This window comes from Nocardioides sp. WS12, from assembly GCF_014108865.1.
GTDB lineage: Bacteria > Actinomycetota > Actinomycetes > Propionibacteriales > Nocardioidaceae > Nocardioides.
On record NZ_CP053928.1, the window covers coordinates 3,606,906 to 3,632,475 of the forward strand.

Here is a 25,570-nt window from a genome sequence, read left to right on the forward strand (position 1 = left end):
CGGCGAGAACTTCGGGACGTGTCCAATGAAGGTCAGGTCGAGCTAAGGAAGGCGCTCAAGTCGTCAAGCATGATGATCGGTACATCCGTCGTGTTTAGGTAGCTACCGAGCAGACGTTGGTCGGTCACGACCAGGGGTCGGAACCGTCGGCCCGGATCCGTCTCGAGGCCTAACGCACGTTCGACTTCGCGGCAGTGTTCCTTCAGGGCATCGGATCGCGCTTGGACGCGGACGACCGCCGACTTCGGGCCGTCGATCAGTCCCTTGGCTTCGTTAGCCATCTCATGGGGCGTTCGCGCGGCCTCGAGTGCCTTAGCTTCGATCACGACGACGTCGCCGGACTGGCTGACAGCGAGGATGTCGACGTCGCCGAGGTCCTGTCCGTAAACATTGCGAAGGTTCAGGGTGCCAGCACGCCTGAACCGCCTTCTGACTGCAACGGCGCCGGCTTCACGGGCGCTCTTCTCAACGATGATCTCGAACCTGTCGCCCTTGGCGTTGAGTGCGGCGGAGATGGCCCTTCTCATCGGTTGGGTTCGTGCGCGCAACCGGCCAGTCGCGTGTCGTTCATACCAATGTTGAGCCGTGAGGAAGACGTTCCGATGGCCGAACAGGATCGCGTCGGGGTGGGTAGCGTCGCCGTCGCCGTCGCCGTCGCCATTCGACATCCGTGTCAGAGGCGCGAAGACGAGCGGTTGGCGAAGATAGGACCTGTTGCGGTTGAAGGTCCATGGGAAAACGTCTCTCTGAGCAGCCCAATAGTCCTCCATGGGCTTGAGGGAAAGTGCTTCGAGCAAGTGAATCGCGCTCGTGTCATCCGTATCCAATGCCGTCCTGACGACTTCGACCGCCACGGCATGTTCCAGAACGCCAAGGTCTTCCTGGCCGAGCCTGCGTGAGGCATCGATGAGCGCTGCGCAAGCGTTGACGAGATCGGTGTAACTGAACCCGTACTCAATCCTGGCCAACTCGTCCATCTCGTCGGCGATACGCACCTCAACAGCGCTGGGATCGCTCGCGGCTTCATCTACGGGCGGACTGCTGAAGGCCGGCGCGTCGTCGAGAAGGTGCGAGTCTGGCTGCCAGTCTTCTTGTGCAATCAGCCGGGCGTCAGTGAGTGCCTCGCTCGCTAGCGCTTCGCTGAACGCGTCTCGTGCTGGGCCGTAGTGTTCGTCGTCCCAGTCGATGCCGAGTCTGCCGGACGGCAGTCGGCTGACTTGGTGATCGGCAAGGTTGAATTGGAGCGTGTCAGACAACTGTCCCTTGCTGATGATCTCAGCTGCGAGCGCGATCATGAGGTCCGTTCGCTCGCGCGTCAGTGGCGTAGATCCGCGCGGTCGCCTGGCCGAAAGAAGTTCGACCAAGAATCGGAGTGCGATGCTTGTCTCGGCAGTCTTGTTTCGCCGCTCCTGCATCTGCTTGATGTTGCCCGCATCTTGTCCAAAGCAGGCGATTCGCGATGGCAGTTGCCTGGCTTCGGTGGCGGTCTCGTGTATGAGCGCCTCCCAAAGCATCGCGAACCGAGGCAAGGCGCTCGCAGCGTCCAGTTGGTCGATCTCCGAGGTGAGCCAGTCGATGAGGAATGCAGTCACGTTCTGGTTCAAGAAGCGGGTTCGCTCCGTGCTCGGGATCGGCCCGACTGGGATGCCGAGTTCGGCTAGATGTTCGCCAACCCGATCCAGCACGATCGCCACTGCTGCGTCTCGGACGCGCCGGGCGGGCGGGAGGCATCCTGGCCAGTACAGCGGGTTATCGTCTGAGGAAATCATGTGCGTCAGTTGCTTGTGTCCAGGCGGAGCGACAGCGTCTAGGAGTCGGCACTTCTCCGCTGCGGTCCACACGACTGGTTGCGCGATGCCCCCCACCGGCTCCTGCGGCTCATCAGCAAGCGCGCAAAGCCCGTCGATGAGCTCGCCGACGAGCGTGCGATCGCGGACGTTGGGCGGTTCGCCATCCTCTGTCTGCGCGGGCGGTCGCAATCGCAAGGTGAAGCCCACCGCTGGCTTGTCATCAAGTGGGGAGGTAGACGACGAACCGCGGATCAGCTTGGCCCAACCCTTGACGGCCGCTCCCACGAGCACCGCGTCGGCCCTCGGTGTCGTCGCGCCCTCAACGGACACCCTTAGGTCCTCGATCCTTAGGTCAGCGTCGACAACGAGGTCAACGCCGCGCGGGATTGCGTCAAAGAGATCGGGGGCGGCCAGACTCAGCTGCCACAGCCAGTACGCGATCGATTGAGCGAGGTGACTCTCGAGCTCCGTTGGAGTATCGGCGATCGCGACATGATTCGTATTCGCATTGTCGTGCACTCTTGGCCGGGTCTCGTCCTCACGACGCCGCTCGTCTGAGGCGAGCTCGACAACTTCGCTTCGCCCTGTGGCGCCCGCAGTCTGTGTCCGGCATCGTGTCCAAACGGTTCGTCCACTCATGCTGGCGATGCACACCCGCTCATCAGCCAGCACCGTTGAGATTGGGCTCGCGTCACCATGACAAGCGAGCGCGCGGGCAACCCCCTTGTCAAACAACACGTAGGGCGGCCCGGCCTCTCGTGCTACTTCGGCACGCAGGTCTTGTGCTGTCCCCACGCCAAGCGAGACATGAGTCGGTAGACCATCGTCCGAGAGGTAGAAGCTCTCGCGGTAGTCGCGAAACACGCTGAACGGATCCAAGATCGAGAAGACCGTCACGTTGGCATGCTCGTGCAGACGCTGGTAGGCCTTGGCGAAGTACCAAAGTGCCAGCGAATCGACACCCGGCGCCGCGGCGAGAGTCCTGAGTTCGTCGATCGTGCTGTGAAGGCCAGGGCTTTCGGAGTGCTCTGCAAGGAATGCCCAATCTCGGCCCAGATTGACCAGCAGATCGATGGTCAGCACCTTGTCTGCCGGATGCTCGACGGGGTCTACGTCGATCGGCGGAGTCTGAGCGTGGCCCCAGATGCTCAGCTCGTCGTACTCGCTCAGGTCATCGACAACGAGGCGTACGTCCATGAGCTTGTCTCCATCGAACGGTGCAACGAAGCGCGAACGCCAATGGCGTTCCGCATCGCGAGCGAACCCCTCGCCTCGAGGTTGCTTCCAGCCAACCTCCTTCAATGAATCATCGGCGAGAGGCTCCAACCAGAAGCGAACATCCAACACGCTGATTGCCTTGACGGCCGCGACGAGATCATTGAGACACCCGTGCTCACGCGCCTCGGTGACGACTAGGTGGCGAAGGGATGCGGCCAGCGCGGTGGGCGCGGCGACAACGAGGCCCAGGTGGGTCGAGACCAACGGGCGTGTCGCAAGGAGTCCATTGTCGACGAGACCATCCGTGCCCGGTCCAACCGTTTCCCACGGATACAGGGAATCGTCGCTAGTCGCCATGCTCTCAAGCCACTCGGGACGGTTCGACTGCGCACTCAGCCGATCGTTGGCGGGCTCGTCGTTTGCAGTGCTACGGCGAACGAATGCGCCTGTCTCTCCGTGGCTTTGAACGAAGCAAGATGCGAGGAATCTGGCCTGATGGTCAGGGTAGGAGCCGAACAACTCCTCCGGATCGAAGATCACCAACTCAGACTGCCGAGCGAGAGTAGAAGCCCCGGGAACGTTCACAGATCGTGTCAACGGCGGCGCCTCCTCAGCCAGTGACCGTTCGAAGCGACCACAAAGCGTGTCGCTGAGCGAGAGAATGAAGCGTGCCGCGCACCTGACACGTTGCTGAAAGATCGCGGGAAACTGCACTTCGGACTGCGCGAACACCGCCCGCAATAGCCGATCGGCTATCGAAGCCGATTCGGATGCCAACCCGTTGAGCGCCAAATAGCGCGACGGCGGGACCAGGACCTCGCCGACCGGGAAACCCTCGTAGGGATCCAGTTGCAACAGTATGTATTCACCTCCGACCTCGTCAGCCTTGAGTAGGCGGCGGATCGTGGATGATGAGAGCACCTTGCCCGGCGCGGTTGGCTGCCGGGCAGCGAACAGTGAAAGGCGTTCCAGAATCAGAAGCTCGGTCACGTTCTCCAGGTCCATCTGCAGCGCGGCTGATGCGGCGAGAACGCGCGCGGTGTCGGTCTGGCCGAGGAGGGTCTCGATCACCCGCTGACCGTAACGGTGTCCACCGACACATCCAGATCTGCCGGTCACCGCCCCGGGAACAGATCCGAGAATCCATCTGCGCCAATCACTCGTAGCGGTGCCTCACCCCCTGTGTTGGCGGCAGCGCCCTCAGGGCAGCACGGCGAAGGAGCGACTGCGAATGCGGCTGTCCAACGGCAGCAGCAAACGCACCGATCCGCCGCGACAACCGCGCGCTTGTTCCGATCCGGCTTTGACCTGCACGAATGTCCTACGACCGCGCCGGCTGTGGCCTACGGTGCGAGTGAACTCGGAGGGACGTGGAATGACAGCATCGTCGACGGCAGTCGTGGTCGTGCTCAATGGGGTCCGTGTACCCATCGATCGGGACGTCTTCGTCTCCCTCTTCCACAACTCCGTCGTTGCCAGCTACGCCGACATTCGCAAGGCCCTGGACGGACGATCGATGCCATTCAAGACGTTCCTCAAACTCGCCAACCAGGCCCAGATCCCATACCCGCTGTTCTTCGCTCCCCTTGATGTCGTCGAGGAGCAGGTGCGGATGAAGACCGAGAAACTGATGGCTGGATTCACCAAGCAGTCGTTCTCGATGCACGCGCGTCACAAGGTTGAGCTCTGCGATGTCGAACTCATCATCAAGGACTTGATGCGCAAGCAGCAGATGTTGCGCCGCTATGACCCCACGCTGGGACCCAACACGCTGGTCGGGGTGGTGAAGAAGTCAAGGCGCTCCGTGGATGAAGACGCCACTCGACTGCTCAATGTCGTGGGGCTGAGTCTTCCCGAGATCAGGGCGGCGAGAACCAAGGAGGCGGCGGTTGACCTTCTCATCAGCCGACTGGAGGCCAAGCAAGTCCTTGTCTCACGCAGCGCCCAGCACCACATGCCGCAGGAGATGCCACCGCGAGCCAAGTTCAGCGGCATGACCATCAAAGACAAGCGAGTCCCGTTCATCTTCCTCGCCAGCGGCAACGAAGGAGACCACCTCGAGCCGGCGGGCCGACGGCTGTTCACGCTGGTGCTTCTCACCGTGCTCATTGGCCAGGAGACCTTCACGCCAGTCAACTACGACGGCCACACGAAGGATGAGCACTACCCTCGCGCGCACGAGATAGCCGGCGAAATCCTCATGCCCCGGATCGAACTGAGAGACATGACGTTCCCGGACCTCGACGCTGTGAAAGAAGCGGCGATGAAATTCAAAGTCACACCCAGCGCCGTCGCGATGCGCGCCCGGCACCTGCGCTGCATCGAGCGAGACGAGTTCGTCGCCTTCATGGACGAGCTCGAGGAGGAATACAACCATCGACCCAAGACCGTCATGCAGAGCCCCGCTCCAGTCAAGGCACTACTCAAATACAACGGGACCGAATGCTCACGCCGAATGCTCGGGCTCCTCGATGCCAAGCATGTGAACCGGGCCGAGTTCCGGCGGGTGATGTTCTTCAATAAGCTCGCTGCATCTCAGATCAGCGACTTCCGGGCGGCGGTCGGATGAGCACCCGTTACCTCGTCGATAACAACGCCCTCATCGCGCTGAAGCGTGACTTCGTTGCCAGCGCCTTCTTCCGTGCCCACTGCCAGGTAACGACCGACGTCCTGCACGAGGCGAGCGAACACCCCCACCTCAGCCAACTGAAAGCGGGAGCGTACCCGCTCACGCCCGCAGTGCTGGAAAATGTTCGGACCGTGATGGCGAGCGTCGAAGTCGGCGACATTGGCCTGGTCGATCTGTACAGGAACAAGGGCACAGCCGACCCAGGACTCATCGCATCCGCACTCGATGCGATTACGGCCGACGAGGATGCGTTGTTCAGCGACCACTGGGTGATCGTCACCAATGATGGCGCCGTCGAGGAAGCGGCAGCTCGACATGGGGTTGCAACCATCAAGCCCGACGAACTCGCCGTACTCGTCGATGAGATGAGCTGACAGACGAGCCGGGTGGACCGGCCGCGTCATTGTGCCGCAACAGTCCCGGATCCCTCGGCACCTGCCCAACCGACAACAACATGGCCCGCCTACACAGACCTCCTAGAACAGCGGTGAGTCATCCATCGAACTTCGAATGACTTGGCAGCTGATGTCAGTCGTCGTCACGACGTTCTTCACGACCTGAGCGAACCAATCTTGCGTGTCCGGCGCTATATACACCGTATCGACAAGAATCTCCAGATCGACGGGAACCGATACCCCTGGCGGCACTGGAGCCTCCCAATCCCACGCTGGTGGGCCATCCGGGTCCTTTGTATTTGCAACGTACGTCGGGGGGCTCATTGTGACGAGCCGCACCTCTCGCTCGTACTCGAAGCTGAGCCGCTTGCGTACGATGGGGTCGAACACATTCCTGTCAGGAATGAAAGTCGTCGCGTAGTTGATGTACTCAACTTTGCCGAGATAGAGCGGCTGTTTCTCGTCATTGCGCAGCGCTGCGTCAAGGCGCCCAACCGTCGACCGAACCGCGACGCCTCTACCCTCCTGCTGATAGATGCGCCACATTGCCGCTGACTCATTGGGGTTCATGTGCCAGCAGTTGACGCTCACCGAAGTCGACTTTCGCGTTCCGAGTTGAGCGAGCATCTCCTCGCGGCCCGGCCCCGCAACTGCGCCGTTACTCCTGGCTAGGGCAAGGAATGAGTCAACCCACACCTCTCGAGCCTGGACCGTTGGGTAGCTGAACGCACCCTCGTGAGGATCGCCAAGAAGGTCCAGCCTCGCCAACCACAGCGAACCTGTTTGAAGCAGCGACATGAAGCGGGCGAGGTCCATGTACCGCCAGATAACAACGTCATCCGCAGGGACATCGAAGGAGGGGTGTTCCCGATCAATCACAATCTCCACCGTAGCGGGGCATGTCGCCGGCCCGGACCCATTCCGGCGCCCCTCATCGCACAAGCCATCAGGCCACTGGAAGAGGCGTGGTTGTTTGTATGTCGTGCACCGACGCTCTCGAGCTCGTCCGCCTTCGACTTCTATCCTCGTAAGTAGCCGGACGGACCGGCTTGCGTGACAACGCTGTTTGCTTCGCGTCAGCCTGGGCCTGACCCAATCCGCCGCAAGAGCGGCAGCTTCGCGGGGGCATTGCGGCAGACGTCGTGCCCTGTTCACTAGGCCTTGTCCTTCCCGCCTGACTTGGCAGTCTCGATCGCATGGGCGAGCGCATCGCCGAGACTCTTCGCGAGCGTCGAGTACGGCGTTTGTCCGATCTCCCCTGGTTTGATGTCAAGGAACGAGGACTCTCCGCCGCGGTTCCAGTCGAACGCGTCCAGGAGGTGCTGCAGCTCCACGTCGCCCGGATTGAGGTAGAGATACATCCGCCCGAAGCGGAGAGCGTGGCGCCGAGACAGGAGCGTCACACTCTCGTGAAAGAACGATCGCGCCAGGGCAATCAAGTACTTGACCGCAACGAGGACGATCGCGCCCAAGGAGATCGCAGAAACCACGTGAAGAATGAGTTCGTTCTGCGAAATCTGCTCCGCTGGCTGGGCGGCCTGGATCGCGATGTATCCGCTAAGGCCGGTCAAAGCTGCGACAGCGACGAGTGACGAAAGCGCGCCGGCTCGTGACATGCGCCGTGCTCTCGCTGTCAGAACCGCCTGTGCCTTCTCAACGAAGAGGTCGACGGCGGCAAGTCGAAACAGCGCGTCGTCGTCGCCGTCGAAGCGCTTGGGAGCCGAGTTCTCCAACTTCTCCATCGCATGGACGAGCGTGTCGGTTCGAAGATCAAGAAGAGCCGCGATCCGTCCAAAATCGTCGTCAAGGGGCCCACCAGCCCACCACCGCTGAAGAGTGGCCCTCAAACCTGTTCGACTCGCTATTACTCGTCCGGCACCAGGTGGCACAGCGTCGTTCACACCAACTCCTTTGGTCAGCGCGACTTTGGCAGGTCCCACCCGTGTTGGTGGTCGAACGGGCGAAATCGCGCTGCCGCGACGGATTTGTAGCGACCGCGAAGCTGTGCTCGCATCGAACATGCTGGATGCGTCTTTCCGCCGCGATCGGGCGCACCCCAGCCCCAATCTGTGGGCTCACAACATGTGTCAGGCGGTAGGTCAGGCAACCTCGGTCGGCACGGCGTGGCCTTTGACGCCGCGGAGAATGTCGACGATGACGTCCACGTCGGCTTCAGGGAAGACGAAGTCTGGCCCGGTCGGGGCGTGGTCGGTGTAGGGCGACTCGTAGAGGCGGCCCGGTTCAACGACACCGTTGGTGGCGAGCTCGTCGATGATCAGTTTGATAAAGCGGATCTGATCGGCCGTGGCGTTCCCTTCATCGAGGTAGGCGCCGAAGGCTTCGGCGGCCGCGGCACGGTCTAGGCCGACGAGTCCGCGGATGAACAGTCCAAGGCCGCCGGACTGCTCGGAGGCCCAGACGATGTCGACCTTTGCTCCGGCGCCGCTGGCCAGCAGTATCTCCTCCAGCGCCTGGAGGTCGTCGGGGGTGAGTTGCTTGTTGCGGCGCAGTCGGTGCAGCGCGACGTGGTCCTCGTGTTCCTTGAGGTACGACGCGGCCTTGGCGCGGAAGCGTTCCATGTTGGTGCCCGGTGTCGCACCGGGCAGGTCGACGTAGATCTCTTCGCCGAGTTCGTCCTTGAAGTCGGTGTAGACGGTCGTCTTCTGGGCCTTGTCGAGGAACTGGACCAGGCCTCGGAGGCGAAGGCGGACCAGTTCCAGCATCGGCAGGGTCACATCGACCCACCACTCATCGCTGGCGACCTCTTCGAGTCGTTCAGCCTGGGCCGCGACCGAAGGAATGGCAGTCTTGGTGAGCAAGCCGTGCGCGATGTCCTGGATGGTGGCGCGGATCCGTTCAGCGGCCAGCGCGTCGCCCTCGAGTTGGGCGAGTTGGCGGCGCAGGACCAGTACGTCGAAGCGTTTGGCGGTCTCTTCGTCGTCCTTGACGGTGGACGGCAGGCCCGCGAGGTATTCGAGAACCTCTGCGGCGGCCTCGGGGGTCAGGGAGCCCCATGCCTTCTGGTCGGCGTACTTCTCGACCCAGCGTCGGTGGGGGCGGACGAGGAAGTTCTCGAGGTTCATGCCCGCGACGTACTCGTGCAGTGTGTTGGCGGTCGAGTGGCGAAGCTCGGGTTCCTGGTCGACGTGGTCCAGTGCGGCGACCAGGGCGAGGCGGGTTTCGAAGAGTCGCTGGTTGAGGGACTTCTGGTTAGAGCCTTCGGAGCCGGGGAGGTCCTGGCTGAAGTACTCGAGGTTGCCGCAGAAGTCGAAGACCAGGAAGTTCTTCTTGTCCACGCCGGGGCCGAACAGGTCCGGGGCCAGTCGGGTGCCCCGGCCGATCATCTGCCAGAACTTCGACTTCGAGCGGACCATCTTGAAAAACACGAGGTTGGCGACTTCGGGGACGTCGATGCCGGTGTCGAGCATGTCGACGCTGATCGCGATGTTCGGGTCTTTGTCGGCGATGGAGAAGTCGTCGATCAGGCTCTGTGCATAGGACATGCCGTGTGTGATGACGCGGGCGAAGTGGCCAGCTTTGTCGCGGTACTGGGCGTCGTACCGGTCAGCGATGAACTGGGCGTGGTCGCGGTTCTTGGCGAAGATGATGGTCTTGGCCAGCCGGTCGCCGCCGGCGACCTTGTAGCCCTTGTCCATCACCGTGGCCAGGACCTTGTCCACGGTGTCGATGTTAAAGAGGAACCGGTTGAGTTCCTCTGAGTCCACTGCGTCCGGTGGTCCGTTCTCGCCCCAGTCGAGGCTGTCCCACTCGTCCTTCTCGTCCTCGGACAGGTCGGCGTATTTGATGCCGTGGCGCAGGAACTTGGTGCCGACCGAGACACCCACAGGTGGAACGAGGTAGCCCTCGCTCACCGCCTCGTCGAGGGTGTAGGCGTCGGTGGGGACGCCATCCTCGAGATGGAAGAGGCGGTAGGTGTTGTGGTCGACCTCGTCCTTGGGGGTGGCCGTGAGCCCGACGAGGAGTGAGTCGAACCAGGAGAAGATCGCGCCGTACTTCTGGTAGACCGAGCGGTGGGCTTCATCGATCACGATGAGGTCGAAGTAGCCAGGCCCGAACTTGCGCAGACCGCCGTCGGTGTCGCCGATGAGGTTCATCATCGTCGGGTACGTCGAGACGTAGACCCGCCCATCGGCCACCTTGTCGGTCAACAGGTTCACGGTAGTTGCTGCGGGCAGGTGGGCCTTGAAGGCGTTGGTGGCCTGGGTGACCAGGGCGGTGCGGTCGGCGAGGAACAGGACGCGCTTGGCCCAGTTGGCCTTCATCAGCTGGTCGACGAGCGCGATCGTCATGCGGGTCTTCCCAGACCCGGTCGCCATCACGAGTAGAGCCTCGCGTTGCTTCTTCGTGAACGCCTCGTCGATCGCCCGGATGGCGCGCTGTTGGTAGTGGCGTCCGGCGATGTCGGTGTCGATGCCAACGGTGACCAGCGGCAGGCGGGTGTGGCGGCGCTGGAGGAGCAGTTCGAGTTCGGCCCGGGTGTAGAAGCCCTGCACCTCGCGCGGCGGGTACCCGGCGGCGTCGTCCCACAGCCAGTGTTCGTAGCCGTTCGTGTAGAAGATGACTGGGCGGCGTCCGAACTGATGCTCGAGGCAGTCGGCGTAAAGCTTGGCCTGCTGCTGGCCCTCCTGGGCTGAGCGGGTGGTGCGCTTGGCCTCCACCACCGCCAACGGGAGGCCGTCCTCGCCCCAAAGAACGTAGTCGACATACCCCTTGCCCTGGTTGTTCGGCATGCCGGCAACTTCGAACTCGCGGTCGCGGGGTTCAGCCAACGCCCAGCCTGCTTCGCCGAGAAGGACGTCGATGAACAGGTCGCGGGTCTGGGCCTCGGAGTACTCGTGGTCATCGACCGCGGTCTTCGCTGCCTGTGCGGCCTTGATCTGTGCACGCAGTTTGGCGATCTCGGCGTCCTTGGCGGCGGCAAGTTCGTCCTTGTCGGCCAGCGCCTTCGTCAGAGCGTCGTCTTGTGCCTTGAACTTCGCTGCGAGCTTCACCAGATCGTCGCGCGACAGCGGCACCGCCTTCACGGCGAGGGCCGGGTCGAACAGGGCCTTCGTCGGTACGGCACCGGGGTCGGCGGAGTGGTGGAACGCGGCCCACACCACCACGTGGTGCAGTTCGCGAAGGACCTGAAGCGCGGCCTGGGGTGGGATCGGGCGAACTTCGTGGACAGCGGTGTTGCCCAGCTTGCGGATCAGGTTCAGCTTCTGGTTGATCCCGGTCCCGGTCCTGGCCTTGAACTCGGCAGCGTTGATCCGCGCAGCCAGGTCCGGCTGGTAGGGCACCGGCAACGAGAGGAGGTCGTATAGGTGTCCGACGAGCTCCTCAACGGCGCGACGGCTGTAGAAGCATGCCGAGCGGGGATCAGACGCAAGATAGGACTCGGCCCGGCCACAGTCGTCGTGCAATGACGGCAGCGTCTGCCGGACGAAGTCGAAGTTGCCCATGGTGGCCGGTCACTCGCCCTTGTTCTCAATGCCGAAATGATCGGCGAGGCGCTCCAGGGTGAACTCCTGACGCAGTTTGCAGGCACTGTGCTGGCTAGCGAACATGCCCTTCTGCCAGTAGGCCTCCGTCTCGGGACGGGCATCCAGCCACTCAACCGGAACGACCCACTCAGCCATGTCATCGTCGGCGTCATCGAAGTGCGGGTGCGGCGTGCCGACAAGATCCTGCTCAGACAGCCTCACCCAGTCGTCGCCGACCTTGACGAGGGCTTCTGCCCACCGGCGTGCGGGGGCGAGTGTCTTGCCAACAGCGACGTATCCGGTGCCGGGGACGTTGACCCATACGCGAGCACCCTCGGGGAGGGTCCTCATCGTCTGCGAGTAGAACTTCCCGCCTCCGGCGGCGATGAAGCCATACGTCTGGGCGTCCTCCCAAGGCCGGTTACCGCCATACGAGACGTACCAGTCCAATCCGTTCCAGGCCGCCCGCTTGCCCTTCTTCGCCGATGACGTTGCCGCCGGACTGCCTTCATCGGACGCCGCGAGCCAGGACCGGGCGAGGTACTTGCGCTCGTCATCTTCTAGGTAGGAGAAGAAGACCGCGTTAACCGGGACACCAAAGCTGCGTAGGTAGTTCACAATGCGTTCAGAGCTGTTGTCGAGATCCGAAGCGACAACCGTCAACTGGAGCTCGCCGTTGAGCTCGTCGGGCGGAGCGCTGCCGAAGACATCCTCAAAGGCCGCTTCGAACGGCTGGCCAAGGTGTTTGTCGGCGATGTCGATGACTTCATCGCGCGAGAGCGTCGACACCCACGAGCCGTAGTCCAAAATCTGCGCAACGACCTCTCGCGGCGTCCGGTCGCGCTTGAGCTCCAAGACGTGAAGGTTGCCGTCGGTGTCGATAGCCAGCAGGTCGAGACGCTTCCCGTATGGCGTCGCAACCTCGCTGCCAATGACCAGCAGACGTACGCCGAGCAGCGACGGGTCCCGTAGCAGGAACTGGTGGAGTTCCTTCTCTGCAGGCAGCACCATGGCCTTCAACGGGCGCGGCTCGTCACCATCGATGCGCCACATCCTCATCTCAACCGGCACTAGTCAAAGCTCCCCTCGGAACGCGCGCGACTGGAGTGAGGCGAAGAGTTCATCGGTGGCTGAAACTGCCTTTGCCAAGATGGCCTGCTTAGCCGAGACCGCCGCAGATCTTTCAACAAAGACCTCGACCGCATGGTCGGAGACCGCGGGAACTTTCAGCTGACGAATTTGGCCGAGACTTAGGTTGGAAATGGTCGCAGTGACCGCTGACGCACCGATTTGGGCCTTTGCATCGGCCGAGTTCAGCCATGCGAGGAGCCATGGCGCGACTTCCGGCGATCTGAGGCGAACAATTGCGACCGCTTGGTTGCAGTTCATCGTCATCGAACCGGCGGGAACCAATGCAACGCGACCGATGGTGCCGGCGATCGAAATGAGGAGGTCGCCAGGCTCAATCCAAGACCGCTTCAGGGTTTCGTGCGCCGCAGTAGGGATGTAGAGATCATCCTTCGCGAAGGCGACGGTTCCGCGTTGCAGGTTTTGGGCCCGGAGGAAGGGCACCCCAGCCTTGGAGAAGTTCAGACCAACTGTCGTTGGCGTCGTTCCTTTTGTGACTACCGAAGCCATTTGGTTCAACTCAACCCGCTGAGCTGTTGATTGGGCGCCGAACATGTCGTGGAAGATCGACTGAGTGAGGGAGTCGACGCGGGCGAGAACTTGGCCGCGCTTCGAACGGAGGGTGTCGGCATGATCGAGGATCGCGGCGAGCCGGCGCTGCTCAGGAAGGGGCGGAACGGGGAGGGCGATTGACTTCACGTGAGCTGGCCGCGCTCGCACGAGCGAACCGCCGACGCCAGCCACGGTGTTCATAAATTGGCTGTGGAACCCGTCGCTTAGCAAGAAGTGCCGCAAGTAGGCCGGATCGAATGCGCTGCCGCGAAACACGATCCACTCTCCCGATGCGATCTGCCGTCGCCCGGCCAACTGGCCCACAACCCGCGCGCGTCGGATGTGGGGGATAATTTTGGACACCATCACGTCACCCGGCTGCACGATCTGCTTCGATGAGCCGATTTCGGCACCAAGCGCTATTTCGGGTCCGCCACGGTCGTGCGCCGGGATGCTATAGAGCTCAAACTCTTCATCGGGAAAGTCGCTCGGCTTGACCGACCCCCCTCGAGTGACCATGACGTCGCCAAGCGTGGTCACGAGAGCATCGCCTTCAGGCCAGCGAGGCCATCGGCGAGCTCTTCTTCCAACAGCGCTATGTCGGCGATGATCTCGAGTGGCGAGCGGTGCTCGACGTCGTCACGGACGATCTCCCGATAGCGGTTCAGCGAGAGATCGTAACTCTGGGCGACGATCTCGACCTTGGGAACGAAGAAGGACTGCTCGGTGCGGGCGCGCTGCCTCTCAGCATCTAGGTCCTGCCACCGGGCAAGTACGTCCGGGAGGTCGTTGGCGTCAACCGGGTTGCGCTTGTCGTCCAAGGAAAAGCCGTCAGCCTGGACGTCGTGGAACCAGACGTCGTCGGTACCCCCGGAGTCCGTCTTAGTGAAGAACAGAATCGCGGTAGACACACCGGCGTACGGACGAAAGACGCCGGAGGGGAGTTTCACCACGGCGTCGAGTTTCTGTCCCTCAACCAGAGTCTTACGCAGCGCCTTGTGAGCAACGCTCGATCCGAAAAGCACACCTTCGGGGACGATCACCGCAGCGCGGCCACCGGGCTTGAGGAGCTTGAGGAAGAGCGCAAGGAATAGGAGTTCGGTCTTCTTCGTCTTCACTACCCGCTGCAGGTCCTTCGACGTAGCTTCATAGTCGAGGGAGCCGGCGAACGGCGGGTTGGCCAAGATCAGCGTGTACCTCTCCGCATCCTCGCTGGCGCCCTCAGAGAGGGAGTCGCGGTAGCGGATGTCGGGTGCCTCGATGCCGTGGAGCAGCATGTTCATGCTGCCGATACGCAGCATGGTGGAGTCAAAGTCATAGCCGTGGAACATCGAGCTGTGGAAGTGCGAGCGCTGGGTGGCATCGGTGAGGGCCGTCGGGTGGGTGTCGCGGACGTATTCGCTGGCCGCGACAAGGAAGCCCGCCGTACCGCAGGCCGGGTCACAGATCTCGTCCCCAGGGGTCGGCGCTGTCATCTGGACCATCAGGTCGATGATGTGGCGCGGCGTGCGGAACTGTCCGTTGACGCCGGCGGCCGCGATCTTCGACAACAGGTACTCATACAGGTCTCCGTTGGTGTCTCGGTCGGCCATCGGGATGTCGTCGAGCATGTCGACAACCTTGCTTAGCAAGGCCGGCGTCGGGATCGTGAACCGGGCGTCCTTCATGTGGTCGCTGTAAGTCGAATCGTCCCCACCAGCGGCCCGAAGGAACGGGAAGACCTCCTCGGCCACCACCCTGTGCATCACAGCGGGGTCGTCATTCTTGAAGCGACTCCACCGGAGGTGCAGCTGACCCGGGAGGAACACCGGAGCCTCAAGCTCTCCACCGGTGACCCGAGCCTTTCTCTCCGCCAGGACATGCAGGTCATCGAGACGGCGAATGAAGAGCAGATACGTGATCTGTTCGATCACCTCGAGCGGGTTGGAAATGCCGCCGGACCAGAACGCATCCCAAACTCGATCGATCTTGCTCTTCAACTCTCCCGTGATCACGTCCTTAACCCTAGTGACGGACGGGTCATCGTGGGTCGACATGGCAGACCTCCTACTGGACAGACCATCTGGCCAGCCGAGAAACGTCGCACCAAGCCCCGACACAAAGACGCGGAGGCAAGGCGGCCCCAGGGCCAGAGGAGATTCTCGCCGTGGAGCCGGCCATGTCAGACCAATCAGCCCGAGAACATCCAGTTGCACTGCGGACCGTGCAACCGCGCCAAGGGTGCGTCGCCGACGTCGGGACAGATCTAGGCACAAAGTCCGGACGGGCACCCGGAATCTCGTTCGCGCGCCCGGTTAGCCGCTACCTACACTCGCCAGAGGCAAGGGGCGACAGCGGGCAAGGGGAACCAACAGATGATCTCGATCCACACAGTCGAGGCCCGCGACAACGCCATGCTCGACGTCACCTTCCAGAATCCTGAGGGCCGGGGCGAAGAGATTCGGCGAGAGATTGCGATGGCTCTCGATACGGCGATCAAGCAACTCAGTGATCGCGGGGTGGAGTATGCGAAGTTGCGTACTGCGCTCACGCCGCAGGTAGACAAGAGGGAGCTTGCCCTCCTCTTCGACTCCACCGTTATGAACGGCTGGTACGGCGGCGAAGCGGCAGAAGCCGTACTCCCGCACCTGGATCGGAAGTCGAACCACAGCATCCTGGCTGGAGACATCATCTTCAAGGATCTGGACTTCCTGCTCACGGCGCTAAATGCCGAAGGCGAGTTCTGGCGTGAGACGTCGATCCCGGTCAGTCAGCAGTTGTACGTCGTCTACATCACCAACCTGAGCGACGGCGGCTTCGATCGGCTTGTTGACGGCGTTCGGTCAAGCCGCGGCGCGATCGGCTACGTCGACTGCACGTACGCTGGGGTGACGAAGACGATCCTGTCGACCTGCATCGGGACGCGATACGTCAAGGTTGGGTCGGTCTTCGTGAACTCGCATCCGTTCGACGCCGACGAGGACGCCAATGAGAATGCCGCTGGGTGGCCGTTCGCCGAGCACGGATATTCGTACTGCTCAATCGCTGACCTCTACTTCGATCTCTTCTTGAGGTACAAGGTCGAGAGCGTGCTCTCTGGGTCGGCATTCAACGATGGTCACTTCTCGCTTGCGGCCGTCACGGGGATCTGGGCGGACCCGCGAACGTTGCCGCTTTCCGTCCATGAGGGAAAGCGCAAGTACTTAGAAGACGAAAAAGGCGGCAGTCTGGCGAAGGCTGGTCTGAGCGGCCACTCAGCGGACGAGATAGCGTCGAAGATCAAAGAGAAGATCGCCGCGAACTACATCTACAACTTGGTGTGGAACTCGGAGAAGGGCTACTCCAACTTCGCCACCATGATCGAGTTCAAGCACATGGGGCGAAAGGTCCGGCTCCGCGCGGCCCTCAAGTTCGAGGACGGCGAGTTAGGCCTCGTTTCGCTGTTCGGCTAGACCCACCCGCGATGCGGATCGCCTTCGCCGGTCGACGAGTCGGCTTCTGACGCCTCTGCCCGCACGCTGCGAAGTATGCGGGGGCTCTCGTCGAATCGCTCCCGTTGCGCAGCGGTGTAAGCAGACAGCGCTCGCCAACGCCGCAGCTCATTGGCAGCCGAAGCCACTCCCTCAACTCATGCGTCTGCTGCACGAATCGGTGCCGGCCGACCTATATCAGCCCATTCCGCCGCGACACGGCTTCACGGGTAACGAAGCAGAACGGTCACCCCTTCGAGCAGTAGACCCCTCGGTTGGCGAGACTAGTTGCCTCCAGAACTCGTTGGCTGACCCGGCGACGGAGATGTCGAAGTTCCCTCGGTAGGCGTCGTCGACGTGCTCGGCGCGGGTGTCGTGGGATCGTCGGACGGCTTGGCTGGTCCGTCACCACCGACCGCGGCCCACGCAGCGAACCCGAAGATCGCAACGGCGGCGACGACCAACACCGTGGCGCCGCGTGTGGCCTTGCTCATGGTGTTCAGCGCCAATGCGAGCGCTTGAAGGACCTTGGCGGCACCATCAGCCGTGATGGCTCGTCCCGCTGGCCCGAGCTGTGAAGGCTTCAGCATTCGGCCTCGGTAGTCGAGTAAGAGCACAAAGATCCCAGCTCCCAGCGCCAACAGACCAGGAAGGACGAGGAACATCGCCACCACCTGTGTCCCGGTGTCCTTGCCGAATGCAGCGCGCCACGCGATGACATAGGCAGGTAGAGACAAGACCACCACCAAGCCCGCAATCACTGCCGCAGACCAGCGTGCAAAGTCTGGAAACCACAAAGCGGGCTTTTCCTCGGGAGCGAGTTTCACGTGAACGGCGGCCTTCGCTGTGCGAGTGGTTGCACCGGTCGCAACTGTGGCTGTCACCTCGTACTGCCCAATGCCCGACTCGGATCCGGAAACCTGGATCGAGGGCCCCGGCGTTGGTTCGCCGGCGTTGCGGGTCCAGGCAAACGTTGCACCCGCCAGCGTTGCTTTGGCCAGTAGGGTCTGCGTCTCTCCGGGCACCAGATCGAGTTCCGCACCCGCTGGTTCGATGGTCACGCTCAGCTCGTCGGCCATGACATTTCTCCTGGGATCGAGGACCCCTCCCCCGCGTCAACAACGTAGCCGTGCCGGATTCGGACGGGCAACGCTTTCAAAGCGCCAGTCCACGCGAGCGGCCACGACACCTCTCGTATGTCCGACCGAGATCCGCAGCCCCAAGTGTTCGATACAGGTCGACCAGGCCACTCATGCGTCCTATCCCCGCGTTATCCACTCGATCGATCGACCGAAGGGACCCTGATCGTCTGCGGCTGCCCGACGGTCCATGCAAGTCTTGCCGAATGGATGAATCGTTCGTCCCAGATGCCACCGTATACATGGTCGGCAGGGTCGTATTCGAGTCGCAGCGCTTGGAAGAGGGCCTGAAGTACCTCCTCCTCTTCGATGACGTTAAGAATGGTCGGAGTACGACCGAGGAGGAACAACTGGCCCGGATCGAGGACCGGACTCGCGCGCGAGCACACCTTACGAATGCACGGAAGCAGGGACTCATCACGGAAGCGATCGAGGCGCTCTGCAACGACGCACTGGGGTATCGCGACAAGGTCGTCCATCGACTGATGCGCGAGCACGGCAGTGACTTCCAATCACCCGACGGACGGGCGAAGGTGACTGCCTTCGTCTCCGAAGCACATGACCAGATCAAAGTCGCGATCTACAACATCGCGCCAGCGGTGGTCGTAGCGGCCATGCGGATCGGATTTACCGAGGCGCATGTCTCTGGCTGGATCGAGAGGTCGAAACACCCGCTGGCAACATCTTGACTGCGAGTATGCGCCGGGCCTGACGAAATACGGCGAGATCGTGCTTGAACTCGACTGACACCAAGGACGCGAACCTCTGAGCGAGGGCAAAGCTGCCCTCGACCGGTTGGTGAAGTCGGTCCAAATGGACCGCTGCTCAACCGCCACAGGCCGAGCGTTAGGACCGCCCGACCGTTCGCGAGTTGCCGGCCGACAGTTGCGTCTTTCCGCCGCAAAGTGGCGCACGTTCTCGTCGTCGTGGTCCGTCGCCCCTTCATCAGAACCGAGGTGGAAGCGACACGCTCAAGTCACCAGCGATCGCCATGCGCTCGGCACCTCCTGCCGAAGGACGGCCACACCGAGCCCGACGTGAGCGACTGGAAACAGAACCGTTACTCGACAAGTGCCGCGGTGAAACCACGGCCGTCTGAACTGTTCTCGACCCGCTGACATCGGCGGGGCGCCCCTAGGGTTCCGTCTCCGGCAACGGAGGGCCTGGTCCGAGAGGGGAGGCGGTCGCACAGAGATGTACGACCGTTCCACGGCGGGACAAAAGCCCGGGAGGCCGACTGGCCCCGAGCTGCCGTGCGCGTTCTGGGCCTACCCATCGGAGGCACAGTGTCCACATCTCCCGACTCAAGCGCCGTAGATCTCGGCACTTTCGGCTACACCCAACAGCTCTCCCGTCGCGTCGGCAGCTATGCGTCGTTCGCTGCCGGCTTCTCGTTCGTCTCGATCCTGACCACCGTGTTCCAGCTGTTCGGCCTCGGCTTCAGCTTCGGCGGTACGGCGTTCTTCTGGACCTGGCCCGCTGTCTTCGCCGGTCAGCTCATGGTCGCCCTCTGCTTCGCCGAGCTCGCGGCGCGCTATCCCCTGTCCGGCGCGATCTACCAGTGGTCGCGACGGCTCGGCGGATCGATCGTCGGCTGGTTCGCCGGTTGGACGATGGTGATCGCGCAGATCATCACCGTGGCTGCTGCGGCCATCGCGCTCCAGGTCGTGCTCCCCGCGGTGTGGAGCGGCTTCCAGATCATCGGCAGCGACCCGACGCTGTCGTCGAAGTCGGGCGCCAGCAACGCCGTACTCCTCGGCGTCATCCTGCTCGCGGCCACCACGACCCTCAACGCGGTCAGCGTCCGGATCACCGCGATCGTCAACTCGGTCGGTGTGACCTGTGAGCTGGTCGGCATCGTCCTGCTGGTGATCCTCCTGTTCGGCCACGCCGAGCGCGGACCGTCGGTCGTCCTCCACACGACCAACCTCGACAACACCACCGGCTACGTCGTCCCGCTGTTGATCTCGGCGCTGATGGCGGCGTACGTGCTCGTCGGCTTCGACGCCGCTGGTGAGCTCTCTGAGGAGACCCACAAGCCGCGGGCGACCACGCCGCGCACGATCATTCGCGCGGTCGTCGCCTCCGGACTCGGTGGCGCGTTCCTGATCATCGCCGCGCTGATGGCCGCACCCAGCGTCACCGACGGCAACCTCGGCCTGGGAGGTCTCCCCTACGTCCTGACCAGCCAGCTCGGTACGACGACCGGCAAGCTCCTGCTGCTCGACGTCGCCGTCGCCGTCTTCGTGTGCACGCTCGCCATCCAGACGGCCGCCGCCCGGATGATCTACTCGATGGCCCGCGACAACGTGCTGCCCTACTCCAAGCAGCTCGCGAAGGTCTCCGCGAAGACGGGCACCCCCGTGCTCGCCACCGTCGTGCCCGGTGTCCTCGCTGCCCTCTGCCTCGTGGTCAACGTCGGCAACGCCGGTCTCTTCCTCGGCCTGGCGAGTGTCTGCATCATGCTGCTCTACATCGCCTACCTGCTCGTGACGACGCCGCTGCTCTACCGCCGCCTGACCGGCACTCCCCTGCTCGACGGCCTCGACGAGAACGGCAAGAAGCTCTTCTCGCTCGGACGGTTCGGCATCCTCGTCAACGCCATCGCGGTCGTCTACGGGATCGCCATGGCGATCAACCTGGCGATGCCGCGCGCGGAGGTCTACGACCCCGCCGGCGAGGGCTGGTACCTGCACTACCTGCCGCTGATCACGCTCGCCGTGGTCGGTCTGGGCGGCATGGCGGCGTACTTCGTCCAGCGCAAGGACTACCACCGCAGCCTCGGCGAGCCCGTCCCGTCCTTCTCGTTCGCCCTCCCGGGCCTGCGGACCGCGGAGGAGGAGGCATGAGCGACTTCACCCATGAGGTCCCCGGTGGCGCGGCCTGGTCGTTCCCGATCCGTGCCGGGCGTCTGGTGACGCTCACGGCGCTGGGCGATGACGCCTGCGTGAGCACCCTGCTGTTCGGACCCGATCGGCTCGACCGGTTGAACGTCCCCGACACCCTCAAGGCGCAGATGTCGGCGTGCATCAAGGCCCCGATGGTGTTGATGTCCGACCGCGGGGTCGCCCTCGCATCGGTCGTCTCCTCCAGCCTCGACTGGCACGACTGCCTGACCGGGTTCGGGTCCGATGCGCACCTGGCGAGGTTCGGCCCGTCGTCATACGCCGTGGACCGCAACGACTGGAAGCGCTCCGCCCGCACCGGCCTGGTCAGCGAGCTGACCAAGCACGGGCTCGGCGAGGCCGACCTGCACGGCAGCGTGAACTTCTTCAGCAAGGTCGGCATCACCGATGACCCCCACGGGACGCTCGGCCTGCTGACCGGTGTCTCCCACGAGGGCGACACGGTCACGCTCCGCACCGAGGTCGACGTACTGCTCGTCTTGGCGACGGCGCCGCATCCGCTGTCGACGACGCCGTACGCGCCCGCCGGAGTCCGGATCGACGTCGCCATCGCGGAGCCCGTCACTTCCGACGATCCGAGCTGGCAGTTCCGTGACGAGAGCGCCCGCGCCCTCGAGCAGGCCAGGAGGCTCGCGGCATGACCACGACACTCCAGGCGACCGTGCTCGACACGGTCGTCCAGGCCGGCGACGGCGCACTCATCCGGGTCCCCGCGGGCGGCCGGCTGCGCATCGTCGACACCCACGGCAACCAGGCCGTCGACACGTTGCTCTACGACGCCGACGACATCGACAACCGCTACTCCGCCTTCGACACGATCCGTGAGCAGGGTGCGGTCTACCTGACCACCGGCTCGCGGCTCCTGAGCACCAGGCTCGACGAGCTCGCCGTGATCAGCGACGACACCTGTGGTCGCCACGACACCATCGGCGGCGCGTGCGCGCAGGAGTCCAACGTCATCCGGTACGGCGAACACGTGCGCCACCAGCACGCGTGTCGCCAGACCTTCCTGGCGTACGGCGCCGCGGCCGGCATCGGGCAGCGGCAGCTCGGGCACAACATCAACTTCTTCATGAACGTGCCTGTCGATTCCCTGGGGAACCTCAACTTCGAGGACGGCGTCTCCGCTCCTGGGAAGTACGTCGAAATCGTCGCCAGCCGCGACATCCTGGTGCTGATCAGCAACTGCCCGCAGCTCAACAACCCCTGCAACGGCTGGGACCCGACCGCGGTGCAGCTGCTCGGGTGGTGGGAGTCGTGAGCGGCCTGTCCGTCATCAGCGCCGGCATCCAGACCACGATCCAGGACCTCGAAGGCCGCACTGGCCTGTGGGACGTCGGCGTCCCGCCGTCCGGGGCCTTCGACGAGTTCAGCTTCGCCCTGGTGAACGCGGCGGTCGGCAACTCGTGGAGTGCCGCTGGCCTGGAATGTGTCGTGCGCGGGCCGGTCCTCACAGTCTCGACCGATCGGCAGGTGTGCGTCGGAGGCGCTGCCACGCAGGCCACGATCGACGGGCGCCCGTTGCCCCCCGGCACGGTCGTCTGGCTGCGCGCGGGCTCGGTCCTCGACGTGGGTCCGCTCGACGGTCCCGGCTTCCGCGGCTACGTCGCCGTGCAGGGCGGACTCGACGTACCCCGCGTGCTGGGCAGCCGGGCGACCTTCATCCTCGGCGGCTTCGGCGGTCTCGAGGGCCGCCCGCTGGTGGACGGAGACGCCGTTCCGCTGGGACGGCTGGGCAACCAGTCGGCACCTGCCGACGTCTCGGCCCTCCTCCCCGACCTGGCATCTGACTGGGCACTCCGGGTGATCCCGGGGCCGCACGGCGCACCGACCCACCTCACCTTCGAAGGCGTGGAAGCCCTCTTCGGTGAGACCTGGACGGTCGACCACCGCGTCGACCGGACCGGTGTGCGGCTGGTCGGCCCGACGCCCGGCTGGGCCCGCGAGGACGGCGGCGAGGCCGGCCTGCACCCGTCGAACCTGCACGACTCGGCGTACCCCGTGGGCGGGATCATGCTGTCCGGCGACACCCCGGTGATCGTCGGCAAGGACGGCCCGTCGCTCGGCGGCTTCGTCGTACCGGCCGTGGTGATCGGCGCCGATCGGTGGATCCTCGGACAGCTGCGGCCCGGCGACTCCGTGCGGTTGGTCCCCACGACACCGGAGGACGCCGCCGAGGCGATGCAGCACCGTCGGGCACTGCTCGCGTCGCTCCACTCGCAGCCCGTGCAGGAGACGAAGGCGGCACCGGCTGCACGCCCCCTCGAACTGCAGTCGTACGACGCCGACGGCACCGCGCCGTCGTACACGATCCGCAGGTCGGGCGACCGGCACCTGCTCGTCGAAGCAGGACCAGCCGAGCTCGACCTGCGGATCCGGGTCTGGATCCACCTCCTGGCCCAGGCCCTGCGCAGCGACCGTCCCGACGGCGTGACCGAGATCGTGGAAGGCGTCCGGTCGCTGCTGGTCCAGGTCGACGACGCCCGACTCGGGCTCGACACCCTGGCCAAGCACCTGGCGGTCCTGGCGGGCGGGCTGGCCGATCCGGCCACCGTGACGATCCCCGCGCGCGAGGTCTCGCTCCCGATGGCGTTCGACCACCCCGAAGCCCACGAGGCGATGCGCCGCTACGCAGCGACGGTCCGACCGGACGCCCCGTGGTGTCCCGACAACGTCGAGTTCATCCGCCGGGTCAACGACCTGACGGATCGTGCAGACGTCTTCGACGTGGTGGCCGCCGCGACGTACCTCGTCGTGGGGTTGGGCGACGTCTACCTCGGAGCGCCCGTCGCCGTACCCATCGATCCACGGCACCGACTGGTCACCACGAAGTACAACCCAGCCCGCACGTGGACCCCGCAGAACGCCGTGGGCATCGGCGGGATCTACCTCTGCATCTACGGCATGGAGGGGCCGGGCGGCTACCAACTGGTCGGCCGCACACTGCCGGTCTGGCGGCTGCCCGGACTCGCCGAGGAGCAACGCGACGAGCAACCGTGGCTGCTCCGCCAGTTCGACCGGATCCGCTTCCACCCGGTCAGTGCTGACGAACTCGCGCACCAACGCGCCGACATCAAGGCCGGTCGCGCCGACCTGGTGACCCGGCCCGCGACCTTCTCGATGGCCGAGGTCAACCAGTTGGAGGCCGAGGCCGCCGGAGAGATCGCCACGCTGCGCGCGCAACGACGCGCAGCCTTCGATGCAGAAAGGCAGCGGTGGGTGTCATGACGACCTTCATCTCGCGATTGTCGGCCGCACAGGTTGCGGCCTTCGAGGGCCGGCCGGGGCCGTTGGCGGACCTTCGCTTCGCCATCAAGGACAACATCGACCTGGTCGGAATCCCCACCACCGCTGGGGATCCGCGCCGTTCGGCGCCAGCGGTGGCCAGCGCCTTCGCCGTGCAGCGGCTGATCGAGGCGGGTGCCGTGCCGGTCGGGAAGACCAACCTCGACCAGTACGCCACCGGACTGGTCGGCACGCGTTCGCCGTACGGCGCCTGCAGCTCGGTCTACTCCGACGAGCACATCAGCGGAGGCTCCAGCTCGGGCAGCGCCGTGGCCGTCGCGTCCGGGGAAGTCGACTTCGCCCTGGGCACCGACACCGCCGGCAGCGGCAGGGTCCCGGCGGCGTTCAACGGGCTGATCGGCGTCAAGCCCACGCGCGGCCTGGTCTCCACCACCGGGGTGGTCCCGGCCTGCCGGTCCCTGGATTGTACGACGGTCCTCGCGCGCTCCCTGCCCCTCGCGAGGAAGGTCCTCGACCAGATCGCCGTCTTCGATCCAGCCGACGCCTACGCGCGAAGGATCACCCCACGCGCGTTCGGCGACAGGCCCCGGATCGGCATCCCGACCAACCGGCTGGACCTCGATCCGCTGCACCAGGAGGCGTGGGCACAAGCCATCGCCGAGACTGACGGCGCCGTGGGGGTGGACATCTCACCCCTCCTCGAAGCGGCTGCGTTGCTCTACTCGGGCCCGTGGCTGGCCGAGCGCTGGCTGGCCTTCGGCGCAGCGCTCATCGACGATCCGGCCGTCGACCCGACGGTCCGCACCATCGTGACGAAGGGCCGCGACCTCAGCGCAGCGGACGCCTTCGCGGGCTTCCACCGGCTCGCGGAGCTGGCGCGCGACGCCGAGCCGATCTGGGAGCAGATCGACGCGCTGCTGCTCCCGGTCACGGCCACCCATCCGACTCTCGCGGAGGTCGCGGCCGACCCGATCGGCGTGAACACGCGGCTCGGCCAGTTCACCAACATGACCAACCTGCTCGACCTGTGCGCCGTGGCGTTCCCCGGTCCGGTGCGGAGTGACGGGCTGCCGTTCGGCGTACAACTGCTGGCTCCTGCCGGTTGCGACAACGCCCTGCTCGACCTCGTCGAGCACCGGGTCGAGCAACGGGAAGGCACCTTGGTCGCCGTGGCCGGCGCCCACCTGACCGGACAACCCCTCAACGCCGATCTCGTCCGCCGCGGCGGCAGCCTGGTCACCACGACCCGGACCGCCACCGACTACCGGATGTACGTCGTCGACGGCCCGCTCCCCCGCCCCGGCCTCACCCGCACGGACGGCAAGCCAGCCGGCGAGGGCATCGAGGTCGAGGTGTGGCGCCTGCCCGCGGACGCACTGGCGGGCTTCATGGGAACCATCGCACCACCTCTCGCGATCGGTCCTGTCGAGCTCGCCGACGGCAGCCAGGTGCTCGGGTTCGTCTGCACCGCCGACGGTGTCGACCCCGACCGTGAGATCACGGCGTACGGCGGCTGGCGGGCTTGGCTGGACGCCCGGGCTCCCGCGTAGGGGTGCCCGCGCGACGGCCAGCCGCCTGGTGCCCCCGTCCGCCGTCAGCGTGCCCCAACTCTTGCGCGAATTGCCTCACACC

The 25,570-nt window shown here is 64.3% G+C and carries 17 protein-coding genes and 1 riboswitch; of the genes, 9 read left to right on the forward strand and 8 right to left on the reverse strand.

The features are described from left to right. Nucleotides 1-32: 32 nt before the first annotated feature. Nucleotides 33-4,079, reverse strand: a complete 4,047-nt coding sequence (locus tag HRC28_RS17540) for a hypothetical protein (protein WP_182376733.1) — start codon at nucleotides 4,077-4,079, stop codon at nucleotides 33-35. 304 nt (nucleotides 4,080-4,383) lie between these two features. Between HRC28_RS17540 and HRC28_RS17545 the strand changes: the two genes are divergently transcribed. Both HRC28_RS17545 and HRC28_RS17550 read left to right on the forward strand, forming a co-directional pair. Continuing rightward, complete coding sequence (locus tag HRC28_RS17545; RefSeq protein WP_182376734.1) at nucleotides 4,384-5,577, forward strand: hypothetical protein; 1,194 nt, start codon at nucleotides 4,384-4,386, stop codon at nucleotides 5,575-5,577. Further along, complete coding sequence (locus HRC28_RS17550) at nucleotides 5,574-6,011, forward strand: hypothetical protein (protein WP_182376735.1); 438 nt, start codon at nucleotides 5,574-5,576, stop codon at nucleotides 6,009-6,011. Before HRC28_RS17545 ends, HRC28_RS17550 begins: the two co-directional genes overlap by 4 nt. Nucleotides 6,012-6,113: 102 nt before the next feature. On the opposite strand, the gene HRC28_RS17555 is transcribed toward HRC28_RS17550, so the two are convergent. The 6 genes from HRC28_RS17555 to HRC28_RS17580 all read right to left on the reverse strand — a co-directional run bounded on the left by HRC28_RS17555 (nucleotide 6,114) and on the right by HRC28_RS17580 (nucleotide 15,234). After that, on the reverse strand, nucleotides 6,114-6,911 hold the full coding sequence (locus HRC28_RS17555) for a DUF2971 domain-containing protein (protein WP_182376736.1): 798 nt from the start codon (nucleotides 6,909-6,911) through the stop codon (nucleotides 6,114-6,116). 275 nt (nucleotides 6,912-7,186) lie between these two features. Then, on the reverse strand, nucleotides 7,187-7,933 hold the full coding sequence (locus HRC28_RS17560) for a hypothetical protein (RefSeq protein ID WP_182376737.1): 747 nt from the start codon (nucleotides 7,931-7,933) through the stop codon (nucleotides 7,187-7,189). A 198-nt stretch (nucleotides 7,934-8,131) separates the two neighbouring features. Further along, nucleotides 8,132-11,497: a DEAD/DEAH box helicase family protein gene (locus HRC28_RS17565; protein WP_182376738.1), complete on the reverse strand. Its 3,366-nt coding sequence runs from the start codon at nucleotides 11,495-11,497 to the stop codon at nucleotides 8,132-8,134. A gap of 9 nt (nucleotides 11,498-11,506) precedes the next feature. Next, entirely contained in the window at nucleotides 11,507-12,571 is a 1,065-nt protein-coding gene (locus tag HRC28_RS17570; RefSeq protein WP_237111546.1) for an endonuclease NucS, read from the reverse strand. Between the two features lie 21 nt (nucleotides 12,572-12,592). Then, nucleotides 12,593-13,738: a restriction endonuclease subunit S gene (locus HRC28_RS17575; protein ID WP_182376740.1), complete on the reverse strand. Its 1,146-nt coding sequence runs from the start codon at nucleotides 13,736-13,738 to the stop codon at nucleotides 12,593-12,595. Continuing rightward, a complete protein-coding gene (locus HRC28_RS17580) occupies nucleotides 13,735-15,234 on the reverse strand; it encodes a class I SAM-dependent DNA methyltransferase (protein ID WP_237111547.1) in 1,500 nt (499 codons plus the stop codon). The genes HRC28_RS17575 and HRC28_RS17580 overlap by 4 nt, the downstream gene beginning before the upstream one ends. 318 nt (nucleotides 15,235-15,552) lie before the next feature. Here HRC28_RS17580 and HRC28_RS17585 point away from each other — a divergent pair, with 318 nt between their 5' ends. Next, complete coding sequence (locus HRC28_RS17585) at nucleotides 15,553-16,629, forward strand: hypothetical protein (RefSeq protein WP_182376741.1); 1,077 nt, start codon at nucleotides 15,553-15,555, stop codon at nucleotides 16,627-16,629. Nucleotides 16,630-16,931: 302 nt separating this feature from the next. Here HRC28_RS17585 and HRC28_RS17590 read toward each other — a convergent pair whose 3' ends face one another. Continuing rightward, nucleotides 16,932-17,726 (reverse strand): hypothetical protein, encoded by a 795-nt coding sequence (locus HRC28_RS17590; protein ID WP_182376742.1) that lies wholly within the window; start codon nucleotides 17,724-17,726, stop codon nucleotides 16,932-16,934. A gap of 266 nt (nucleotides 17,727-17,992) precedes the next feature. Here HRC28_RS17590 and HRC28_RS17595 point away from each other — a divergent pair, with 266 nt between their 5' ends. From HRC28_RS17595 to HRC28_RS17620, 6 genes are all read left to right on the forward strand, one after another. Continuing rightward, a complete protein-coding gene (locus HRC28_RS17595; RefSeq protein ID WP_182376743.1) occupies nucleotides 17,993-18,475 on the forward strand; it encodes a hypothetical protein in 483 nt (160 codons plus the stop codon). 434 nt (nucleotides 18,476-18,909) lie between these two features. Beyond that, nucleotides 18,910-19,020: riboswitch (guanidine-I (ykkC/yxkD leader) on the forward strand. A gap of 52 nt (nucleotides 19,021-19,072) precedes the next feature. Continuing rightward, the gene (locus tag HRC28_RS17600) at nucleotides 19,073-20,635 is read left to right on the forward strand and encodes an amino acid permease (protein WP_182376744.1); all 1,563 of its coding nucleotides are present in this window, start codon (nucleotides 19,073-19,075) and stop codon (nucleotides 20,633-20,635) included. Beyond that, nucleotides 20,632-21,333: a DUF1989 domain-containing protein gene (locus tag HRC28_RS17605; protein ID WP_182376745.1), complete on the forward strand. Its 702-nt coding sequence runs from the start codon at nucleotides 20,632-20,634 to the stop codon at nucleotides 21,331-21,333. The genes HRC28_RS17600 and HRC28_RS17605 overlap by 4 nt, the downstream gene beginning before the upstream one ends. After that, nucleotides 21,330-21,953: an urea amidolyase associated protein UAAP2 gene (locus tag HRC28_RS17610; RefSeq protein ID WP_182376746.1), complete on the forward strand. Its 624-nt coding sequence runs from the start codon at nucleotides 21,330-21,332 to the stop codon at nucleotides 21,951-21,953. Before HRC28_RS17605 ends, HRC28_RS17610 begins: the two co-directional genes overlap by 4 nt. Continuing rightward, nucleotides 21,950-23,920, forward strand: coding sequence for a 5-oxoprolinase/urea amidolyase family protein (locus tag HRC28_RS17615; protein WP_182376747.1), 1,971 nt, complete (start codon nucleotides 21,950-21,952; stop codon nucleotides 23,918-23,920). The genes HRC28_RS17610 and HRC28_RS17615 overlap by 4 nt, the downstream gene beginning before the upstream one ends. Next, nucleotides 23,917-25,488, forward strand: a complete 1,572-nt coding sequence (locus tag HRC28_RS17620; protein ID WP_182376748.1) for an allophanate hydrolase — start codon at nucleotides 23,917-23,919, stop codon at nucleotides 25,486-25,488. Before HRC28_RS17615 ends, HRC28_RS17620 begins: the two co-directional genes overlap by 4 nt. Nucleotides 25,489-25,570 lie beyond the last annotated feature (82 nt).